We start from the raw sequence: 19,845 nt of genomic DNA on the forward strand, positions 1-19,845 counted from the left end.
GTCGTTCTCCTCTACTATTCAGAAACAGTCGGTGTTTTCTTTCCTTTGGATACCACAGTCAAGCCGATCAATACCGCTAAAACGGCTACGATCCCGGCAATTGCCGCGATTTGTCCACCGAAGTTTGCCAAGTTTCCTAAAAAGATTCCTGTCACCCCATAATCCGTGTCTGAGAAGGTCGACCCTTGGAATCCAAGATCACCCATTACCGGCATCAATAAGATTGGCATGAAGCTGATGATTACTCCGTGGACAAAAGACCCAACCAAAGCTCCGCGCAGACCGCCAGTTGCGTTTCCGTAAACCCCTGCAGTTGCTCCGCAGAAGAAGTGAGGAACAACCCCCGGAATAATCACTGTCGTCCCTGCAAAAACCATAATCACCAAACTGACGATTCCGCCAACAAAGCTGGTCAAGAAACCGATCAACACCGCATTTGGTGCATAAGGGAAGACAATCGGGCAGTCCAAAGCTGGGATCGAATTTGGAACTAATTTTTCAGAGATCCCCTTGAAAGCTGGCACGATCTCCGCTAAGATCAAACGAACCCCAGCCAGAATAACGAATACGCCTGCCGCAAAAGCCCCTGCCTGCTGTAAGGAATATATAATGTAATTCGTGCCGCCGCTTAGATTTTCAGTCACAAAGACATTTCCAGCAAACAATGCTACGATCACATAAACGACTGCCATGGTAATGGTGATACTGACTGTTGAATCGCGCAAGAAAGACAGTCCCTTTGGAAAGTTAATGTCTTCCGTCGATCTTTCCTTGTTGCCAACCCATTTTCCGATCAGACCGCTCAATGCATACCCGAAGTTTCCTGTATGTCCTAACGCAACAGTGTCATTTTTAGTGATTTGACGTGTGAACGGTTGGGCGATCGCCGGGAAGATCGTATTTGCCAATCCCAAAGCCAGTCCGCCAAATAACACCAACGGAACTGTTCCTATGCCAGTTACACTCAAAATCACAGCAATCATGCAAGACATATAAAGTGTTGCGTGCCCAGTCAGATAGATGTATTTGAATCGAGTAATTCGTGCGATCAAAATGTTAAAAGCCATACCAACCAACATAATAAGTGCTGTATACGTACCAAATTGATTCAATGCGAGTGCGACGATCGCTTCGTTGTTCGGAACGACCCCTTGCATATTAAATGCGGCTTGGAACATTTCACCAAACGGCTGCAGCGAGCCTTCGATCACACCAGCCCCCGCAGTTACTACTAAAAAGCCTACAAAGGTCTTGATCCCGCCCTTGACTGTTGAAGCGGCATCCTTTTTCTGCAATACATTTCCCAATACGGCAATGATTGCTACCAGTAAAGCTGGCGTGCTTGCGATATCCACTAGGATGTCTAAAATTCCGTTCATTTTACTTCCTCCCTATATTTGTTTTACGATTTTTTTAACTCAAAAGAATAGAGATGCACAAAAGGTCTAATCGCTGATGATTCGACCTTTTGCTCCTTTTTGATCCTTTTAAAGCAACCCTTTTTCCTGACAAACAGCAGAAACCTTTTCCCTCAGCTCATCCATGTCGATGATACTATCCAAGACGATCACTTCACCTAAGTGTTGTGCGCTGTCTGCTAAATCGCCACCTACAAAAAAGACATCTGCCAGATCAGGCGCTGCACTGCCCATGTCGTAATGAGCAACTTCCACACCGTCAACTCCCAACTCCTTCAAAACGGAATTGATATTCATTTCTACCATAAAGCTCGAGCCTAACCCTGAGCCGCATACTGCTGCAAATTTCATTGTTCCATCTCTCCTTTAGCTAATATTGTCAAAATCTCTTCTTTCGAAGCTGCTGCCAATAATTCATTCAGATTGTCTTTGTTGGAAAGCAGCTTGGTCAGGCTTGATAATGCTCGAAGATGGGCCTCATTATCGACAGCCGCCAAGCAAACGAACAAACGAATAGCATGCTTCTCATCTTCCATCAGCAAAACCGGGTCCTTAACTTTCAATAGAGACATCCCTAATTTTTTCACTCCATCCTCTGGCCGGGCGTGAGGCAGCGCAATGCCTTTTCCGATATGGATAAATGGCCCATATTGATTGACTTTGCTGATCATCGCCTCAATATAGCTTTCCTCGATCCTCTCGCTTTCCAGCAATGGTCTCGCGGTCAAACGAATGGCTTCCTCCCAATCCAGCGATTCTTCAGACAATTGGATCATCTCGGGAGTAATAAGTTCAGTTAACATAGGTCGGCGATCCTCCTTCTTTTCAATCATGCGATTCATTTTTTTGTTCAATACTTTGTAAATTTTTTCCTTCGAGACACCCGGTTTGATCTCGATATACGGCAATAACGCATCGACGATTTCCTTGGCACTCGGCAATGAGAAGCCTGGAATCAACAGCTCCTGTTGGATTTGATTGATCAATTGATTTTTTTCTAATTGCGACATCAATGGCTTGACTAGATACACCGACTTGGCAATATCCAGATTGATCGTAGAAAACACCACATCATAGCTGCTTTCCGGAATACTCTGCAGCTGATCCACAGAGTTGGCTTCCTCAAAGTGAATCGTAGGGAACATCTTTTTCAGCTCCGTCTGCAGGATCAATGAAGAGCTGATCCCGCTTGGACAAACGATCAATGCACGGACCTCGTCTTGTTCCGGCTCTTCTTTTTGACGCGCGATCTCCCCGCCAAAGAGAATGGAAAAAAATCCAACTTCCTCATCTGGAATCCGCTGACCAACCACTCTTTCCAGCGGCAGCAAGGCTTCCTTGGTAAAGCCAAAGATCTCAGCGTATTCCAATTGAATATTTTCGATCAGTACATTCGGCAAATAAAACTGATTGCTGATCCGAAAATATGCCGGCACCAAATGATGAAACAAGTTCATCAGCAACTCGCGAAAGTTCGAGAACTCGATAGCTGCCAGCCCTTCCATGCGATGGATGATCTCGGCTGAGCAGCTGAGCAATTGATCCAACTGGATGTCCTGAATCTCTCCTTGGACTACGGTCATCAAAACCGCCGTTAAATAAGCTGTTTCGATCGACTCGTCCTTTGTAAAAAATGTTTGGTAAATCGCCTCACCCGCTTGGTAGGCAGTCAAGGAAGTCAACAATTCCAGCTGCTCGACCCGCTCCAGCGGATGATGCTTGATCCGGTTCAATGACATGCCTAAGAAAAAAGCAACTTCATCGATACGGCTGGGCACAATCTCCAGACCGGCCATCTTTGTGTGGACCAATATTGCATCCCGTACTTTTGCGTAAAGTGCCAAATCCTGCTGATTCATCCAATGATGCAGTCCGAATTTCCCTGAACCGCTTTGCAGCAATTCCGCTACAAAGTTTTTAGCCAATCGGCGAATCTGTTCTTCCTCTCCGGTCACAAAAAAACCATTTTTTCGAGTGTAGTCCAATTGAATGTCGAAATCGTTCAAGAGGCTGCGCAGTTTTTTGATGTCTGCGATTGCGGTGCCTTTGGAAATCTCTAAGAAATCCTGAAAGTGATACAACGACAGCTCTTCATATTGAGAGTAGCTCAATAGATAAATCAGTGCCTGCCGCTCTTCTTCCGTATAAATCAACGGAAGTTCCTCCCCGCTCACCAGCAGCTGGGCCCACAAGTTTGGTGAGACTTTCGGAACATAGAGCTTCGTGGCTGTTTCCTTTTTTTCCATTCGTAAATGGTCGGTTAGCTCAGTCAATTGCTTCTGCAGCTCTTGAAAGGACAAATTTGTCAATTGGCTGGCCTGTTCAAAAGACACATATTCTTTCGAGCCATGGGATAGGAGATAACTAAATGCATAGTTCAATTCTCCTCACCTCCTGCATTCAGTATAGTTTGAAATCGCTTCATCGGCGACCTCTGTTCGGTACAACTTGTTTAAAAAAAACAAAAATGATTGTACCAAAGACACCAATCCTCGTATAGAGGGATTAATTCTATTATGAATTTCTTTAGAGTTTCCGGGTATTTTCTTACATATTAAAAGGAGAATTCTTGCTATTAAATTGATTATAAAATGACGGTCATGAGGATTGCGAGGCCGTTGAGTGTCTGAAAAAATGAAACCAATTTTCGATACGCATATCATCCAACTAAACTTTTCGCACGTTACTAATAAAACATTTGTTGGTTTTTTCCTTGATCTTTACTAACTGCAAAAAGAGGACAAACGTGGTGTTTGTCCTTAGCCGTCATAGAAGCCTAATATCGCAATGCCGATCATGACCATGGTGATCACGACATATTGCTTCCAGTTTAGTTTTTCTTTCAAAAAAATGCGTCCTAAAATAACAGATATGATCGCATAAGAAGAGATCAAAGGTGCTGCAATGACTGCTTCTTTGCTGGCGATCGCATCGACATAAAAGAATTGTCCGATCGTTTCAAAAATGGCAGCCAATCCTTTGGCTCGTTCTTGAAATATCTGAATTTTTTCACCTTGTTTTACGCGCAGATAAACGATCAGTATCAACGCAACGATCAAAAAAGTCAGCTCGTAGCTCATATTGGCTTGGTCTTCGGGCATGATTTTCCGGTACTCTAAATAATAACTGTCTAAGAATGTTCCCATGCCATCAATAACCATATAGATGATCGGAAAAATGATGGCTAACGCACCAAAACGATACTTTTCTTCTATTATTACGCCTTCTTTTTTTAACTCGGCGTTTTCTTCTCTCTTTTCCAAAATCGACAGCATCAAGATCCCAAGCAAGATCAATGCTACTGCAAACAATTGTCCGCCGCCGATCTGATTGCCCAGCAAAACGATCCCCAAAAGAGCGGTGACTGCCCCAGAAGAATTCGAGATTGGCGAGGAAATCGAAACCTCAATGTAGCGCAGACCAAAATAGCCAACTGCCATCGAACCAATATACATCGAAGAGACTGGCAAATAGCGGATCAAATTAAACCAATCGTAGGAAATTCTTTCGATCATCCCGTAATAAATAACTGCATGAAGCCCCATGACCAAGCCGACCATGATCGTCGTTTTGCTGGCGCTGAACCGATCACCGGGTGCATTGCCCTTTTTGTAAAACAAATCGGCGCTTCCCCATGCTAAAACCGTCAACATGGCATAAACAAACCACATTCCAACCCCTCCTGTCTGCAAACTTCTTCATTAAGCTACCGTAATTCCTCAAAAAGGTCAACCGGATACCCATTATTTTTAAATAACTGCTGTTTCAGTTTCTTCCCATTGACATTTTGGATAACAGCCTTTAGACTATAACCTACAATAACTGAATACGAGATGCCTCAATCAATGAGGTAGAGGTCGCGGGACTTATTAACCCTATCGAGTGGAGAGACACGAAGAAGTAGGACTAGGAAGTTTCGCCGAAATGTGCAGAATTCTCTTTGTTCTGTATGTTGGGACGCAAGTCAATAACTTGCGGACTGTCTTAGTAGTAATACTAAGTTGCGCTATGTTTTGTGAGAGGATCATCTTCTTATCATCTGCAAGCGGCCTTCTGTACATCGGCGGCTTTTTTGTTTTAGATGAACCAGCAGCTAGCTATTATTGATCTCGTGCATAGAAAAAGGGGAGAGTTTAATGAACAAAAGAATTTTTTCAGTTATCGCACTACTAGCGATGTTCGTCACGTTTTTAGGCATGCCGCAGGTGTCCAGAGCAGACGACAAAACGCCGGAGGGCGAGTTAAGAGTCGGCATGGAAGCTGGGTATGCGCCCTTCAACTGGACACAAAAGGATGACCGCAATGGTGCGGTGCCGATCCAAGGCGATCGAGCATATGCTGGTGGATACGACGTGGAAATCGCCAAACGAGTTGCTGATCAGATGAACCGCAAATTGGTCATCGTCAAAACCGAATGGGACGGCCTCTTGCCTGCCCTGCAGTCCGGTAAAATCGACGCCGTCATCGCCGGAATGTCGCCAACGGCAGAACGCCGCAAAGAAGTCGACTTTTCTGATAACTACTACGAATCCCAATTAGTCATCATTACCCGCAAGGATTCAAAATATGCTACTGCAACAAGCCTGGCTGATTTTTCTGGCGCCAAAATTACCGGCCAGCTAAGCACGTTCCATTACGATGTCATCGACCAAATTCCAGATGTGCAAAAACAGCAGGCGATGGACAATTTCCCCGCCATGCGTGTGGCTTTGGAGTCAGGGACGATCGACGGCTATGTCGGCGAACGGCCAGAAGGAGTCACTGTAGAAGCCGTGAATCCTGATTTGAAAATGATCGAATTTGCTCCGGCTGACGGGTTCCAATCCAATCCAGAGGATGTACAGGTTTCTGTCGGGATGCGAAAAGGCGACCCATTGATGGCTGAAGTTAATCAGATCCTAGCGGGAATCCCGTTAGATGAACGTACACAGATCATGGATCAAGCCATCAAAGACCAGCCTGCCAGCGAGGAAAGTGCATCCTCTGATTCCAACGAAAACGCGCTGGTACGAATCATCAAGCAAAACGGCATGATGTTCCTGCGAGGAACGGGCATGACCTTGCTGTTGGCGATTTTTGGTACGACTGTCGGAACAGGTATCGGCCTGCTGATCGGGGTCTTCCGTTCCTTGCCTGAAGCAAAAAGCGGGATTAAACGCGGTCTGCAAAAAGGCTTTGGCTGGCTGTTGAACATTTATATTGAAGTCTTCCGCGGCACACCAATGATCGTTCAGTCCGCAGTGATCTATTACGGGATCGCCATGGCTTTTGGTATTGATTTGAATCGAACCGCAGCTGCCTTGTTTATCGTTTCGATTAACACCGGAGCGTATATGTCCGAGATCGTGCGCGGCGGCATCTACGCTGTTGAAAAAGGCCAGTTTGAAGCGGCCCAAGCCATCGGGATGACCCACGGACAAATGATGCGTAAAGTCATACTGCCGCAAGTTCTGCGTAATATCTTGCCAGCCACTGGGAATGAATTGGTGATCAACATCAAAGATACCTCCGTATTAAGTATCATTTCGGTATCTGAGCTGTTCTTCCAAGGGAAATCCGCTGCAGGTACGAACTATATGTTCTTCCAAACTTATTTCATCATTTGTGTAATCTATTTTGTATTGACCTTTACAGCCACACGTCTGCTTCGCTTGGTGGAGAAGAAAATGGACGGACCAAGTGCCTACGTGCGTTTGGAAGAATCCGATGTTGCGATTGAAGCAGATAAATAGGAGGAACCAGTATGAGCATTATCCAAATTGAACACTTGAAAAAAAGTTTTGGCGAGAATCTCGTCTTAAAAGATATCAGCATGGATGTCAACAAAGGAGAAGTGGTGACCATAATCGGTGCTTCTGGTTCTGGGAAATCAACTTTTCTGCGTTGTATCAACCTGCTGGAGACACCAACGGGAGGTAAAATCCTTTATAAAGGTGAGAACGTATTGGAAGGCGGCTACAATCTGCCAAACTACCGAACACATCTAGGTATGGTGTTCCAATCCTTTAACCTATTCAACAACATGAACGTTCTGCAAAACTGCATGTCCGGACAAACTACCGTGCTGGGCCGGAAGGAAGCCGAAGCTCGAAAAGTGGCGCTGGAAAATCTGGAAAAGGTTGGGATGGATCGTTTTATCGATGCCAAACCAGCACAGCTTTCCGGTGGACAAAAGCAGCGAGTCGCGATTGCCAGAGCCCTGTCGATGGATCCTGAAGTGATGCTGTTCGATGAACCTACCTCTGCCTTAGATCCCGAGATGGTCGGCGATGTTCTGAGTATCATGAAAAACTTGGCAGAATCTGGCCTGACGATGGTGGTCGTAACCCATGAGATGGCTTTCGCCAAAGAAGTTTCTGACCGCGTGATTTTCATGGATCAAGGCCTGATCGCCGAAGAAGGCACGCCTGAGGATCTGTTCGTTCGGCCAAAAGAAGCTCGGACAAAAGAATTCCTGCGCCGCGTGCTGCACCCAGAAGCATAAACAACCTTCGCCAGACGACACCTCGTCTGGCTTTTTTTGTAAAACGAAAAACGGGGCTTGACATGGAGTACACACCATCTTTTATAGTAATTTCATAGAGGTGATGAAATTGAACTACACTGCAAGCGAAGCTGCCAAAAAACTAGGTCTGACCAAAGATGGATTGCGTTACTACGAAAAAGAAGGATTGGTGCCAGCAATCAGACGAAATGATGCCGGTCACCGCATGTACAGCGAGTCTGATATCGAGTGGCTCTATTTGATTCGCTGTCTGCGGGATACCGATATGCCCATCGCCAAAATCAAAGAATATGTGTCTCTTCTGCTGCAGGGCGGTAGTGAGTCGCTGTCCAAACGGCGGACAATATTGCAAGAACACCAAGACTACATCCTTAAAAAGATGCAGACGTATCAGCAGCTTTCCCAGATGATCGATCAAAAGATCACTTTTTATGATCATGCGCTTGAATCGAAGGACCCTGCCGTCACCTGCATGAACTACAATGATGAATGGGAACAGTTTAAATCCTTGATTCGAGGTGCGGAAAATGACTGAGGCCGCACTGATCACCGGCTGCACCAGTGGGATCGGCGAAGCCTTTACCCATCTGCTCGCGCGCGAGTATACGTCCTTGATCCTAGTAGCCAGAAATGAAATCCAGTTAACCCAACAAGCCCAAAACTTATCCGAAGTCTACGGAATAGCTGTCTATCCGATAGTCGCAGACTTGGAGGTCGCAGGTGCCGCTGCTGCGATCGCTCAAAAGACCAAAGAGTCTCGCTTGACTGTCACAACCTTGATCAATAATGCAGGCTTTAATGTCTGCGGCGCTTTTTTAAACACCGATTGGCAAAAAGAGCAGGCGATGCTTCAGCTCCACGCGGTTTTTCCGACCGAAATGATGAAACTCTTTTTGCCTGACATGGCGAAACTCAAAGCGGGTCGTATCCTAAATGTCGGCTCTACAGGTTCGTACCTTCCCACTCCAAATGATGCAGTCTATGCTGCTACCAAGTCCTATCTTCTCTCCGTATCAAAAGCAATTGCTGCTGAACTGCAAGGATCTGGTGTGACCATCACAACCCTGTGCCCCGGGGCTACCAAAACGAATTTTGCCAAAAAGGCCGGCATTGAGGACACTTGGCTGTTTAAATTATTTGTTATGGACCCGAACACGGTCGCTGCGATCGGCTATCGAGCGATGCGGAGAGGAAAATCCGCCGTGACAGCAGGAATTTACAATAAATTACTTGTAAGCTGTTCCTGCCTGCTGCCGAATCCGCTGCTTTATTATATTTCGAAAAAAATGCTCTGACGGGTAATAGACCCACCCTCGTTACCAACAAAAAGGAAACGAGGGTGGGCTTTTTACATTGATAAATCTCTTTTGATCCACTTATTGTAATAATAATCCGCTTTACGGTACGACAAGATCCACAAGCCCGATACTAGAAAGCGCCCGATCATCCCAATCATCGGGTAAATAAACACACTCGCTAAAGTGATCACATTGATGACCATAGACAGCTTGCTGCGCTGATCTCTAGATAGTACTTTGACGACATGACTGTTCGGATCATTGGCTTGAATCACCTTTTTCGTCAAGATTCCAAAGGAGAAGCTCCACATGGAATAGACGATCACATAAGCAAATTCCGGCCAAAAGGTGTTCGGATTTCGTCCGACCCAGCTTGTCACCGCCGGACACAGTGTCAGCCAAAACAACCAAAAAATATTGGCCCAGATCACTCCATAATTGATTTTTTTCGCTCATCTGCATGACCCGGTGATGATTCACCCAAATCACTGCAACAAAGATAAAACTGACCGTGTAGGCGATCAGCGTATTAAAAATGCTGTATAAAGAAGCAAAGGTCGGTGCATCAGGAATTTGAATGTCCAAAACCAAGACCGTAAGAACGATTGCGACGACCCCATCCGTAAATGCTTCTAAACGAGATTTTGTCAAAAAATCACCTTCTTCATGAGAAGAATACCACGAAATTCACTGAATGCCCCCATGAAAAGCTTGCTGCTGCGCATCTTAACTGACAGTTTTTGTCAAATAAAGTACAATGTAGGGAACATCCTTGAAGATTTTTACAAAGGAGGAATCAGGATGCTTTATGAAGAGCTTATGTTCGACCCTTCGCTTTTGCTGCGATTTACGATTTATCGATATTTGGAGCAGTCACAAAAACAAATACTATCCATCAGCCAACTTTCTGATGATCTTGATTTGAATTACCAGCAAAGCGTCATCGAATTAAATGAGATCGACCATGAATTGGCCGAGATTCATCCAGAACACCACTCATTTATGCTGCGTGCTGGAAAGGTCAATATCGACAACCTTTCGGCGACCGTTGACGAATACCGCTACCACCTGTTGAAGCAAGCTGTCCCTTTCCAATTCATCTTGTACTTTTTGGACGAGGAAGACCCGACCGTTGAGAAATTTTGTGAAAAATATTATGTCAGTCGTTCGACTGTTTCCCGGAAAATTGAAAAGCTGAAAAAATACTTAAAACGTTTCAATCTACGCTTTACATATACCGAAGCCGGTATGTCCGGAGATGAACGGTTGATTCGGATCGCCCTGTTCGACATTTTATGGTTGGGAACTCGCGGAATCGACATGCCGCTGAAGGCAGATAATCAAGTCATTGACCAGTTGGTTGAGCATTACCGAGAATACTTCCCACTTTCACGAACCTTTTTTGGGATCCATGAACTGCGTTTGTTCACCGCAATTTTCCTGAAACGGATCGAACGAGGAAATTTTGTCAAGTATGATCCGAGATACAATTTCCTGATGAAGGACAACCCGTATTACGATTTCACTTCATTGGAAACGTTGGTTCCAGTGCCGCTCACTTCTAGACAGCTAAAAGGAGAATCTGGATTCATCTACTTTTTGGCCCATTATGCACCTTTTTACACGATTCGCGACGACACCAGTTTGCGCCAAACGCTTCATGACTTTGAAGTTCGCGACAACCCGGTTAACGAATTCGTGACAGAATTTCGTCAGTTTGCCAAAAAGACGTTGTTCCCTGATCAGCCAGGAGTGATGGATGACCCGCTGATCGTTGGCAATTTACTGAATATCACATTTGCCTATTTCATTTTCCGTCAGCCGTTTCCTAATATCATGAGTCAGGTGATTCCACACAACGACCGCCCTTCTCATGGAGAATACGTCTTGGAACAAAATATTTTGAATTTCATGCAAAGCGCGAGTGAGAATCCTGCCTACCAATTTTCGCGATCTGTTCACGAATTGATGGGCAAGGCCTTTAAACACCTGCTGTTGCCGAGCTTCAATCAATTTCCTTATTCAGAAAATCTGCACGTCGGTATCGCAATGGAACACAATGCGATTTTTGTCCGTCAGCTGTATCGATTCTTAGAGGATCTGAAGTTTGTTGAAGCCGAACCATATGACAATTCGTTGAGTGAAGACTATGACCTGATCATCAGTTCTTCCTTGCTGCTGCAAAAGGAACGTTCGCACCTGCCGATCCATGTTTTGGATCATAACTATGGAGAAAAGGACTTAATCCCACTCTATTTATTGCTGCGGAATACCTACGATAAGAAAAACGAAGCACGAAAAGTATAAACATGAAGAAGCCGAATCCATTGGCTCCTTCGTTTTCGGATAATCTTCAGGGGCCCTTTACTTTATCTTAGTAAACGTCATAAGTCGCCTCAGAAGTTTTACTGTTTGAAAAAACTTTATTCACAGTTCTTTCATATCTGACTTGTATGATATACACATACCAACAAACAACCCTAACACTTTTTCATTTTTAACTCCTTTCCCGTCGGCCACCCACCGACGGGTATTTTTTTGCCAGTTTATCATATGAGACCTGAAAGGCGATCGGTTCGTAGAATGATGATCAGCATGTTTCGTATGAAATAGTCAGCCCTAGATACTGTTCATCAGAAAACAGCATCCTGCGACACTCCAAAAAAGTCAGTTGAAGCGGCTTGGTTTACCAAGATTTTAATTTTCAAACAAATGTTTTACAATTTGTCAAGACTTATTTCACAATTAATTCATAAATCCCCTGTATTATATAAGTATACCAACAAACAACCCTAACACTTTTTCATTTTTAACTCCTTCCTGTCGGCCACCCACCGACGGGTATTTTTTTGTTTTAAATAGAAAGCGTTTCATCAGTAAATCACTTTACTTCTTCTCTAAAGTTTTACTGTTTTGCAATAGATCATTCACAGTTCATTCATATCTAACTTGTATGATATATACATACCAACAAACAACCCTAACACTTTTTCATTTTTTAACTCCTTTCCGTCGGCCACCCACCGGCGGTATTTTTTTTGTTTATTTGGTGTTAGCTGACCGAAGAAAATCAATCAGCAGGGACCTGTGAGCTCCGTTCACAATTTCTTCACATTTATCCTATATTGTACAAGTATACCAACAAACAACCCTTAACACTTTTTCATTTTTTAACTCCTTTCCTCACCAGCCCCCACTGGTGGGGTATTTTTTTGACTAATTAAGATTATCGCTGAAAAAATGACTAATGGATGCCTGCAAGCTCCGTTCACAATTTCTTCACATTTATCCTATATTGTATAAGCATACCAACAAACAACCCTTAACACTTTTTCATTTTTTAACTCCTTTCCCCGCCAGCCCCCACTGGCGGGGATATTTTTTTGCCTGAAAGACATTTGTCCTTTTCCATACTCCGATACTTGCTTTATACTTAAAAGCAACCAAGAAAAGAAAGGAATTGCTTATGATCATTCAAGCCAACGAGGTGTCTTTGTTTTATCAAAAGGTCGGCAGTGGAAAACCGCTGCTTTTGCTACATGGAAACGGAGAAGACCATCAGATCTTTGACGAATTGTCAGCCAAGCTGGCGAAGCATTACACCGTCTATGCTCTTGACAGCCGAAACCACGGACAAAGTCAGAAAACCGCAGACTATTCCTATGAGACCATGACAGAGGATCTTTTTCACTTCATCGAAGCACTGAACTTGTCTTCAGTTGATCTCCTTGGTTTTAGCGACGGAGCGATCATCGGATTGATGTTAGCCATGAAGTCGCCAGAACGCATTCGTCGGATGGCTTTGCTGGGAGTCAACCTATCTCCAGAAGACTTTATCGACGAAGAGTATCAAGCAATTAAAGAAATGTATCAGAAGACCCGCGATCCATTGATTAAATTGATGCTGGAGCAGCCTCAGCTTGCCTTAGAAGATGTTCGCACAGTGAATCTGCCGATCCTGTTGATCCACGGCGAACACGATTTGTTCAAGCCAACTGTTTACCCCCGTCTCAAAGAGGCACTTCCGCAAGCAGAGGTAAAGGTCATGCTGGGGCACGATCATGACAGCTATATTACTCATCAGGACCTGCTTTTCCCTGACCTCCTCGATTTTTTTGAAGCCTAAAAGGACCACAGATTTTTTCTCTAAGCGCTCGTTTTAATTGAGCCTTTCGTTTTCTTAAAGCCATCCAGACTTCACTGTATACCTGCTCCGGATCATCCCCGAAGTTGATAAAAGACAGTTCTGAGGCTTCTGTCCGTTCATACTCTGGAGTCGGCAACCGTTCTGCTCAGCTCTTTCCCAGAGTAAAAGGAAATTTTTTTTAATCGACAGATATACGGTCGATAACTGATTTTCTTTTAAGCAAACGATTGCAAAGCTTGCTCTCATTTTCCATCCAACAAAAAAATCGTTGAGCCTCTTGCTCTTAAAGCAAATGGCTCAACGATTTTATTTATTTAGTTGATTTCTGTGTTTCGAACAATGGGCTGACAGGCTTGTTTTCATGGATACGTTTGATGGCATCTCCCATTAATTCGCCGACACTGATTTCATCGATCTTGTCGATTTTGCGATCGTCTGAAAGGTAGATCGAATCTGTAACGACAAGTTGTTCGATCGCAGAATCTTGGATACGCTGCATTGCTGGTCCAGAAAGTACCGGGTGTGTACAAGAAGCATAAACTTTTGTCGCACCGGCTTCCTTCAATGCATTGGCTGCCAATGTAATGGTTCCTGCAGTATCGATCATGTCATCGATGATCACACAGGTTTTTCCATCCACGTTTCCGATGATGTTCATGACTTCAGCTACGTTTGCTTTTGGTCGACGTTTGTCGATAATCGCGATTGGTGCTTTTAAGAACTCCGCCAATTTGCGGGCACGAGTCACGCCGCCATGGTCAGGTGATACAACAACGACATCATCGCCGCAGACACCTTTATCAACGAAATATTTTGCAATCAGTGGTGCTCCCATTAAATGATCCACTGGGATATCGAAGAAACCTTGAATTTGAGAAGCATGCAAGTCCAATGTCAACAGACGAGTGGCACCTGCTTTTTCAATCATATTCGCAACAAGTTTCGCTGTGATTGGTTCACGGGCACGAGCCTTTCGGTCTTGACGAGCATAGCCGTAATAAGGCATCACGACATTGATCGTTTTGGCACTGGCACGTTTTAGCGCGTCGATCATGATCAACAATTCCATCAGGTTGTCATTGACAGGACTGCTGGTCGATTGAACGACATAGACATGGGAACCACGGATGCTTTCTTCAATATTGACTTGAATCTCACCATCACTGAACTGAGTAACAGAACTTTTACCTAATTCTACGCCTACTTCTGCAGCAATTTTCTCTGCCAACGGACGGTTGGAGTTCAGAGCAAAGATTTTCAATCTTGGATCAAAATAATGTTTCGACATGGGGACCTCCACTTTCTTTTTAACGTACGTTACCGATTATATACTATTTCAACTAAAATACTAGTCATTTTTCAAAAGGATTTCAAGATATTCCTCTTAAAAAGGCAGACGAGAAGCATAGCCTTCTTTATTGACCTGTCTAGCACGCGCAATCGCCAAATCGCCTTCTTTAACATCTTGAGTGATCGTTGACCCTGCCGCAGTTACAGTATTGTCTTCTAAGGTAACGGGTGCAATTAAATTAGTGGAAGAACCGATAAATACATGGTCTCCAATGTTTGTGTGAAATTTATTTTTGCCGTCATAATTCACAAAAACTACGCCGCAGCCGATATTACTATTTTTCCCTAACGTTGCATCTCCAACGTAGGTTAAATGGCCAACCTTGGTATCTTCGCCAATCGTCGCTTTTTTGATCTCTACAAAGTTGCCGATGTGAGCACGCTCGCCAATATCCGCTTTTGGACGCAGGTGTGCATACGGACCAACATCCGCGTGTTTACGAACGACACTTTCCTCCACCACAGAGGATTTGATCTCTACGTTGTCCTCAATCACGCTGTCGACAATCTTCGAATGAGCACCGATCACACAATCAGAACCAATGACCGTTTTTCCCTGCAATTGGACGCCAGGTTCGATGATTGTATCGTGTCCGATTTCAACGCCCGAATCAATGTAGGTCGCAGCAGGATCAATAAAGCTGACGCCATTGATCATATGCATCTTGTTGATTCGTTGACGCATGATTTTATTGGCTTCTGCCAACGCGATCCGGTCATTGACCCCGATCGATTCTTCAAAATCCTCTGTTTGATAAGCCGCAACTGTTTTGTCTTCGTTTTTCATGATCTCGATGATATCGGTCAGGTAATATTCACCCTGTGCATTGTTCGTGCCGATTTTTTCCAGTGCATCAAACAAGGCTTGGTTGTCAAAGCAATACGTCCCTGTATTGATCTCTTGGATCCGTGCCTCTTCCAGGGTAGCATCCTTTTGCTCCACGATCTTTTCAACGATTCCGACATGGTCGCGAATGATCCGCCCGTACCCGGCAGGATGTTCTGCGTGAGCTGTTAAAATCGTCGCACTGGCTTTTTTCCCTTGATGATAATCAAACAGATTGTCCAGTGTTTGGCTGGTCAGCAATGGGGTGTCTCCGCTGATCACCAAAGTCGTGCCTTTTTTTCCTTTTAGGAATTCTGCTGCTTGGACGACTGCATGGCCGGTTCCCAATTGCTCCGCTTGCAAAGCATACTCGCTGCGTTCGCCTAATTGTGCTTTAACCTTCTCTGCGCCGTGTCCGACGATCGTTACGATTTGTTCAGGTTTGGTTTCAATCACTCGCTCGATGATGTGCTCCACCATCGGTTTGCCCGCCACTGGATGCAAGACCTTGTACAACTTGGACTTCATGCGTGTTCCTTTGCCGGCCGCTAAAATGACTGCGTATCGTTTTTCCAAAAATAGTCACTCCCTTATTGTCTAACTCATTCTTTAGTGTAGCTTACTCTGATTTTCAATGCAAAAAGAAAATAAGCAAGGAGACCCTGCTTATTTATCAAAACAATTTCCCGGTACGACCGTGATCGTCTTTGTACTGGTATTGACATCTTTTACGTACAACAGGGAGCGATAATCGCTGATGGCGCGTTCGCCTTTGAAACGAGATTCGGCAAAAACCGTGATCCCTACCAGTTCTGCTTCAAATTCTTCGATCAAGCTCTTCATGCCGTTGACGGTCCCGCCGCCCTTCATGAAATCATCTACGATCAGAACCTTCGAGCCGCGCTCCAGGCTTCGTTTAGACAGCTCCATTTTTTCGATTCGTTCAGAAGAACCTGAAACGTAATTCACACTGACCGTAGAGCCTTCAGTGATCTTCGAGTCCCGGCGCACGATCACAAACGGCGCATTCAAATAGTAAGAAACAGCTTGTGCGATCGGCACACCTTTAGTCGCCACCGTCATCACAGCATCGATCTCTTGGTCTAAATATTGTGCTGCGATGATACGCCCCACCATCCGCAGCAGATCAGGTTGTCCCAGCATATCTGACAAATACACATATCCGCCAGGCAGCAACCGATCTTCCTCCGACAAACGTTCTGCCAAGGATTCAATGTACTCTCTAGCCGCTTCATCTGTAATACTCGGCGTATAGACCACACCGCCCGCAGCTCCAGGGATCGTTTCTAAAAAGCCGCTGCCTCTTTCCTTAAAGGTCTTTTTAACAATCGCTAAATCCTCACTGATCGATGATTTCGCTGAACTGTAGCGTTCAGCAAAAAAAGTCAGGGGAATCAAATCATGGGGATGCTCCAATAAATATTGCGTCATATCGATTAAACGCTCACTCCGACGAATCTTCACGTCATTCACTCCTATTTCGATTTTTTGGTTGTTCTTGCTGGTTCTGCCACATGTGGAATTAGCAGGTTGAAGTATTCAGTAGACTGTTGAACTTGGATACTGGGAACAACGGATTGGGCAGCTTATTTAAGTTAGGCCTTTTTGCCAAAAAAAATCGTCCGTGGTTCACGAACGTTCGTGCCTATGTAGGATGATAGCTTTTAAAAAAATTGGTGTCTTCCAATCTATCGTTCTTCATTATAAGGGTTTAGGGCAAAAAATTCGAGCATTTTATTGATTTTAATAAAAAAAGTTCGGATTTTCTTAGCAAATTCAAAAAAAAAGAGGAAAAGCCTTCGCTTTCCTCTACGATTTTTGCTGTTGGCTGCGCTGCAGCAGCATTCGAATCTTCCGAACGATATTGACTAGCAGGAAAAGAATGATAAATCCTAGTGTGATCGTTGCTCCTGGAGGTGTATCCAAATAATACGAACCAGTCAATCCTCCGATCATACCAATAAAACCAACGACGATACTAATCAGAATCACGATATTGAAGCTTTTTCCTGCCCGTATGCCGATCGCTGCCGGCAATACCATGATCGCAGAGATCAGCAGTGCTCCAGCGATAGGGATCATGATCGCGATCGCTACACCGGTCACGACGTTGAAGATCATCGACATCAAACGAACAGGCAGTCCATCGACCGCCGCAGTATCTTCATCAAAGGTCAAGACATACATCGGCCGTTTGAATAAAGCAAATAGGACTCCGATCAATACGAACAAAATACCTAAAAAAATCACCTGCGACCAAGTAATCGTCACAATCGAGCCAAAGAGATAGGACTGAATGCTAACCGCTGAACTTCCTGGTGCCAAGCTCATCAGCACCAATGCCACTGCCAAGCCGGCTGCCATCAAAATGGCGATCGATATCTCCGAATAGGAGCTGTACATATTTTGCAAATATTCCATCATAATCGCCGCCGCAATTACCACCAGCAATGTGGTACCTGTGGGGTTTAGATTCAGAAAGAAGCCCAAGGCAACTCCGGCCAGCGACACATGCGACAAGGTATCGGCCATCAGTGATTGTCGGCGAATCACCAAGAAAACTCCCACCATTGGTGCGATCCCAGCAATGAAGATTGCCGCCAGAAAGGCCCGTCTCATGAACTCATATGAAAGCAACGCCATTGGGAATTCTCCTTTCGGATCAATCGAATCTGTCGATCAATGTATTTTTTAGTATCGTCATGATCATGAGTAATCATCAGAATGCTTTTATTATGGGCGTGGGCACTATGCTGCAGCAGCTCATAAAAATTGTTGCGAGAGCCTTCGTCCATTCCTGTCGTTGGTTCGTCTAAAATAAACAGGTCAGGATCCTTGGCAAAGATGCGGGCGATGCTGATTCGCTGCTTTTGCCCACCCGAAAGCTCACCGACACGTCGGTGACGCATTCCCCACATGTCGACTGCCTCCAAGGCCTTTTTGACATGGGCGTGATCGCGCGGGGTTAATTTTTTGAACCATTTCCCCTGCGGATAGCGGCCTGAGCTGACCAATTCCAACACAGTGCTGGGAAATCCTGCATTAAAGGACGCGACTTGCTGTGGAATATAGCCGATACTCAGCTTCTTGCCCGCCGCATTTTTCTTAGCGATCGTCACTTTTCCGCTGGTCGGCTTCAGAAGGCCTAAGGTTGCTTTGATCAGCGTGGATTTGGCCGCACCGTTTTCCCCAGTCAAAATAACAAATTCCCCAGGATCGACAAAATAGGAAACATTTTGCAAAACAGGCTCATTGTCATAATAGAAAGAAAGGTCTTCGACTGTAATGTAGGACATCCTCATCCCTCCGTTTTTTCTTTTTAATTGATACTTTCTTCTAGGGCCTTCAGATTGTCCTCCATCACTGAAAGGTAGGTCTCACCTGCATCAATCTGCTTTTCAGTCAGACTCTCCAAAGGATTTAATACCTCCAGTTTAACACCAGTTTCCTTCGAAAGCGTCTCCGCAACCTTCGAGGAAGCATTCTCCTCGAAATAGATCACTTTGGTTTGATGTTCATCAACAAAATGCTTCAATTCGCTCAACCGACTTGGTGAAGGCTCTTGGTCCGGGGACACGCCAGAGATTGATTCTTGTGTCAGGCCATACCGATTGGCAAGGTAACCGAACGCTGCATGTTGAGTCACAAATGTTTTGTTGGCCGCATCTGCAAAGGTTGCTCTGTATTGTTCGTCCAGACTGTTCAGTTTTTCTATATAGGCGGCTGCATTTTTTTCAAAAGCTTCTTTATCTTCTGGATATTTTTTACTTAAGTCATCCCGAATCGTTTCCACTTCTTTTGCTGCCAAGACAGGGTCTAGCCATACATGTGGATCCAGTGCATGATCGTGCCCTTCTTCTGCATGGTCTTCCGCTTCATGGTCATGTGCTTCTTCATGATCATGCGCTTGGCCTTCCATCAGATCGATGTGCTTAGACGCTTCGATCATCGTGGTTTTTTCCGTATCTACTGAATCCGACAAATGCTCTGTCCATGTTTCAAAGGCTGCATTGTTGTAAACAAAGACGTCTGAGTCGGAGATTTTTGCCAAATCCTTGGCGGAGGGTTCGAAATCATGCGGCTCTGTGCCAGCTGGGATCAACAGCTCCACATCGCCTTTGTCGCCTACGACCTCCTTGGTAAATTCATACATTGGATAAAACGTCGCCATGACTTGAATCTTGCCATCCGCGTCATTGGATTCGCCTTGATTGCCGCACGCTGCTAGAAGTCCGGTTGCTGCCACAGCTGCTAATAAAAACAACGCTTTTTTCATCTAT

The 19,845-nt window shown here is 44.8% G+C and carries 16 protein-coding genes, 1 pseudogene and 1 riboswitch; of the genes and pseudogenes, 6 read left to right on the forward strand and 11 right to left on the reverse strand.

Annotated elements, in window-relative coordinates:
* Positions 1–14: 14 nt before the first annotated feature.
* The 4 genes from ulaA to NRIC_RS10005 form a co-directional block, all read right to left on the reverse strand.
* Positions 15–1,379: a PTS ascorbate transporter subunit IIC gene (gene ulaA, locus NRIC_RS09990; RefSeq protein WP_146622567.1), complete on the reverse strand. Its 1,365-nt coding sequence runs from the start codon at positions 1,377–1,379 to the stop codon at positions 15–17.
* Positions 1,380–1,487: 108 nt separating this feature from the next.
* Positions 1,488–1,769: a PTS sugar transporter subunit IIB gene (locus NRIC_RS09995; RefSeq protein WP_146622568.1), complete on the reverse strand. Its 282-nt coding sequence runs from the start codon at positions 1,767–1,769 to the stop codon at positions 1,488–1,490.
* A complete protein-coding gene (locus tag NRIC_RS10000; protein WP_146622569.1) occupies positions 1,766–3,799 on the reverse strand; it encodes a BglG family transcription antiterminator in 2,034 nt (677 codons plus the stop codon). Before NRIC_RS10000 ends, NRIC_RS09995 begins: the two co-directional genes overlap by 4 nt.
* Before the next feature lie 378 nt (positions 3,800–4,177).
* Entirely contained in the window at positions 4,178–5,089 is a 912-nt protein-coding gene (locus NRIC_RS10005) for an EamA family transporter (protein WP_146622570.1), read from the reverse strand.
* A gap of 172 nt (positions 5,090–5,261) precedes the next feature.
* Positions 5,262–5,435, forward strand: a riboswitch (Lysine riboswitch).
* A 119-nt stretch (positions 5,436–5,554) separates the two neighbouring features.
* Here NRIC_RS10005 and NRIC_RS10015 point away from each other — a divergent pair.
* From NRIC_RS10015 to NRIC_RS10030, 4 genes are all read left to right on the forward strand, one after another.
* On the forward strand, positions 5,555–7,150 hold the full coding sequence (locus NRIC_RS10015; RefSeq protein ID WP_146622572.1) for an ABC transporter permease subunit: 1,596 nt from the start codon (positions 5,555–5,557) through the stop codon (positions 7,148–7,150).
* Between the two features lie 11 nt (positions 7,151–7,161).
* Positions 7,162–7,902 carry an amino acid ABC transporter ATP-binding protein gene (locus NRIC_RS10020; RefSeq protein ID WP_146622573.1) on the forward strand — a complete coding sequence of 247 codons (741 nt, stop codon included), beginning with the start codon at positions 7,162–7,164 and terminating at the stop codon, positions 7,900–7,902.
* Positions 7,903–8,011: 109 nt separating this feature from the next.
* The gene (locus NRIC_RS10025; protein ID WP_175580057.1) at positions 8,012–8,458 is read left to right on the forward strand and encodes a MerR family transcriptional regulator; all 447 of its coding nucleotides are present in this window, start codon (positions 8,012–8,014) and stop codon (positions 8,456–8,458) included.
* Positions 8,451–9,218 carry an SDR family NAD(P)-dependent oxidoreductase gene (locus tag NRIC_RS10030; protein WP_146622575.1) on the forward strand — a complete coding sequence of 256 codons (768 nt, stop codon included), beginning with the start codon at positions 8,451–8,453 and terminating at the stop codon, positions 9,216–9,218. Before NRIC_RS10025 ends, NRIC_RS10030 begins: the two co-directional genes overlap by 8 nt.
* Before the next feature lie 53 nt (positions 9,219–9,271).
* Here NRIC_RS10030 and NRIC_RS10035 read toward each other — a convergent pair.
* Positions 9,272–9,872 (reverse strand): annotated as a pseudogene (locus tag NRIC_RS10035) (TMEM175 family protein).
* Positions 9,873–10,022: 150 nt separating this feature from the next.
* Here NRIC_RS10035 and NRIC_RS10040 point away from each other — a divergent pair.
* Together NRIC_RS10040 and NRIC_RS10045 are read left to right on the forward strand one after the other, a co-directional pair.
* Complete coding sequence (locus NRIC_RS10040) at positions 10,023–11,528, forward strand: helix-turn-helix domain-containing protein (RefSeq protein WP_146622576.1); 1,506 nt, start codon at positions 10,023–10,025, stop codon at positions 11,526–11,528.
* A gap of 1,159 nt (positions 11,529–12,687) precedes the next feature.
* Entirely contained in the window at positions 12,688–13,347 is a 660-nt protein-coding gene (locus NRIC_RS10045; protein WP_146622577.1) for an alpha/beta fold hydrolase, read from the forward strand.
* 331 nt (positions 13,348–13,678) lie between these two features.
* On the opposite strand, the gene NRIC_RS10050 is transcribed toward NRIC_RS10045, so the two are convergent.
* From NRIC_RS10050 to NRIC_RS10075, 6 genes are all read right to left on the reverse strand, one after another.
* Positions 13,679–14,656 (reverse strand): ribose-phosphate diphosphokinase, encoded by a 978-nt coding sequence (locus NRIC_RS10050; protein WP_146622578.1) that lies wholly within the window; start codon positions 14,654–14,656, stop codon positions 13,679–13,681.
* Positions 14,657–14,752: 96 nt separating this feature from the next.
* Positions 14,753–16,120 carry a bifunctional UDP-N-acetylglucosamine diphosphorylase/glucosamine-1-phosphate N-acetyltransferase GlmU gene (gene glmU, locus NRIC_RS10055; RefSeq protein WP_146622579.1) on the reverse strand — a complete coding sequence of 456 codons (1,368 nt, stop codon included), beginning with the start codon at positions 16,118–16,120 and terminating at the stop codon, positions 14,753–14,755.
* Between the two features lie 90 nt (positions 16,121–16,210).
* Positions 16,211–17,029 carry a pur operon repressor gene (gene purR, locus NRIC_RS10060; RefSeq protein ID WP_146622580.1) on the reverse strand — a complete coding sequence of 273 codons (819 nt, stop codon included), beginning with the start codon at positions 17,027–17,029 and terminating at the stop codon, positions 16,211–16,213.
* Positions 17,030–17,374: 345 nt separating this feature from the next.
* Positions 17,375–18,208 (reverse strand): metal ABC transporter permease, encoded by an 834-nt coding sequence (locus NRIC_RS10065; protein WP_146622581.1) that lies wholly within the window; start codon positions 18,206–18,208, stop codon positions 17,375–17,377.
* Positions 18,181–18,861 carry a metal ABC transporter ATP-binding protein gene (locus NRIC_RS10070; protein WP_146622582.1) on the reverse strand — a complete coding sequence of 227 codons (681 nt, stop codon included), beginning with the start codon at positions 18,859–18,861 and terminating at the stop codon, positions 18,181–18,183. Before NRIC_RS10070 ends, NRIC_RS10065 begins: the two co-directional genes overlap by 28 nt.
* 23 nt (positions 18,862–18,884) lie before the next feature.
* Positions 18,885–19,841, reverse strand: coding sequence for a metal ABC transporter substrate-binding protein (locus NRIC_RS10075; protein ID WP_146622583.1), 957 nt, complete (start codon positions 19,839–19,841; stop codon positions 18,885–18,887).
* Between the last annotated feature and the right edge of the window lie 4 nt (positions 19,842–19,845).

The sequence above is a fragment of the Enterococcus florum genome (assembly GCF_004309355.1).
GTDB classification, from domain to species: domain Bacteria; phylum Bacillota; class Bacilli; order Lactobacillales; family Enterococcaceae; genus Enterococcus_A; species Enterococcus_A florum.

Bases quoted from the DNA above. Each gene is read 5' to 3' on its own strand.
- NRIC_RS10015 (WP_146622572.1), top strand. From the start codon at position 5,555: ATGAACAAAAGAATTTTTTCAGTTATCGCACTACTAGCGATGTTCGTC.
- NRIC_RS10070 (WP_146622582.1), bottom strand. From the start codon at position 18,861: ATGTCCTACATTACAGTCGAAGACCTTTCTTTCTATTATGACAATGAG.
- NRIC_RS10005 (WP_146622570.1), bottom strand. From the start codon at position 5,089: ATGTGGTTTGTTTATGCCATGTTGACGGTTTTAGCATGGGGAAGCGCC.
- NRIC_RS10045 (WP_146622577.1), top strand. From the start codon at position 12,688: ATGATCATTCAAGCCAACGAGGTGTCTTTGTTTTATCAAAAGGTCGGC.
- NRIC_RS10075 (WP_146622583.1), bottom strand. From the start codon at position 19,841: ATGAAAAAAGCGTTGTTTTTATTAGCAGCTGTGGCAGCAACCGGACTT.
- NRIC_RS10030 (WP_146622575.1), top strand. From the start codon at position 8,451: ATGACTGAGGCCGCACTGATCACCGGCTGCACCAGTGGGATCGGCGAA.
- NRIC_RS10065 (WP_146622581.1), bottom strand. From the start codon at position 18,208: ATGGCGTTGCTTTCATATGAGTTCATGAGACGGGCCTTTCTGGCGGCA.
- NRIC_RS10040 (WP_146622576.1), top strand. From the start codon at position 10,023: ATGCTTTATGAAGAGCTTATGTTCGACCCTTCGCTTTTGCTGCGATTT.
- NRIC_RS09995 (WP_146622568.1), bottom strand. From the start codon at position 1,769: ATGAAATTTGCAGCAGTATGCGGCTCAGGGTTAGGCTCGAGCTTTATG.
- NRIC_RS10020 (WP_146622573.1), top strand. From the start codon at position 7,162: ATGAGCATTATCCAAATTGAACACTTGAAAAAAAGTTTTGGCGAGAAT.
- NRIC_RS10050 (WP_146622578.1), bottom strand. From the start codon at position 14,656: ATGTCGAAACATTATTTTGATCCAAGATTGAAAATCTTTGCTCTGAAC.
- ulaA (WP_146622567.1), bottom strand. From the start codon at position 1,379: ATGAACGGAATTTTAGACATCCTAGTGGATATCGCAAGCACGCCAGCT.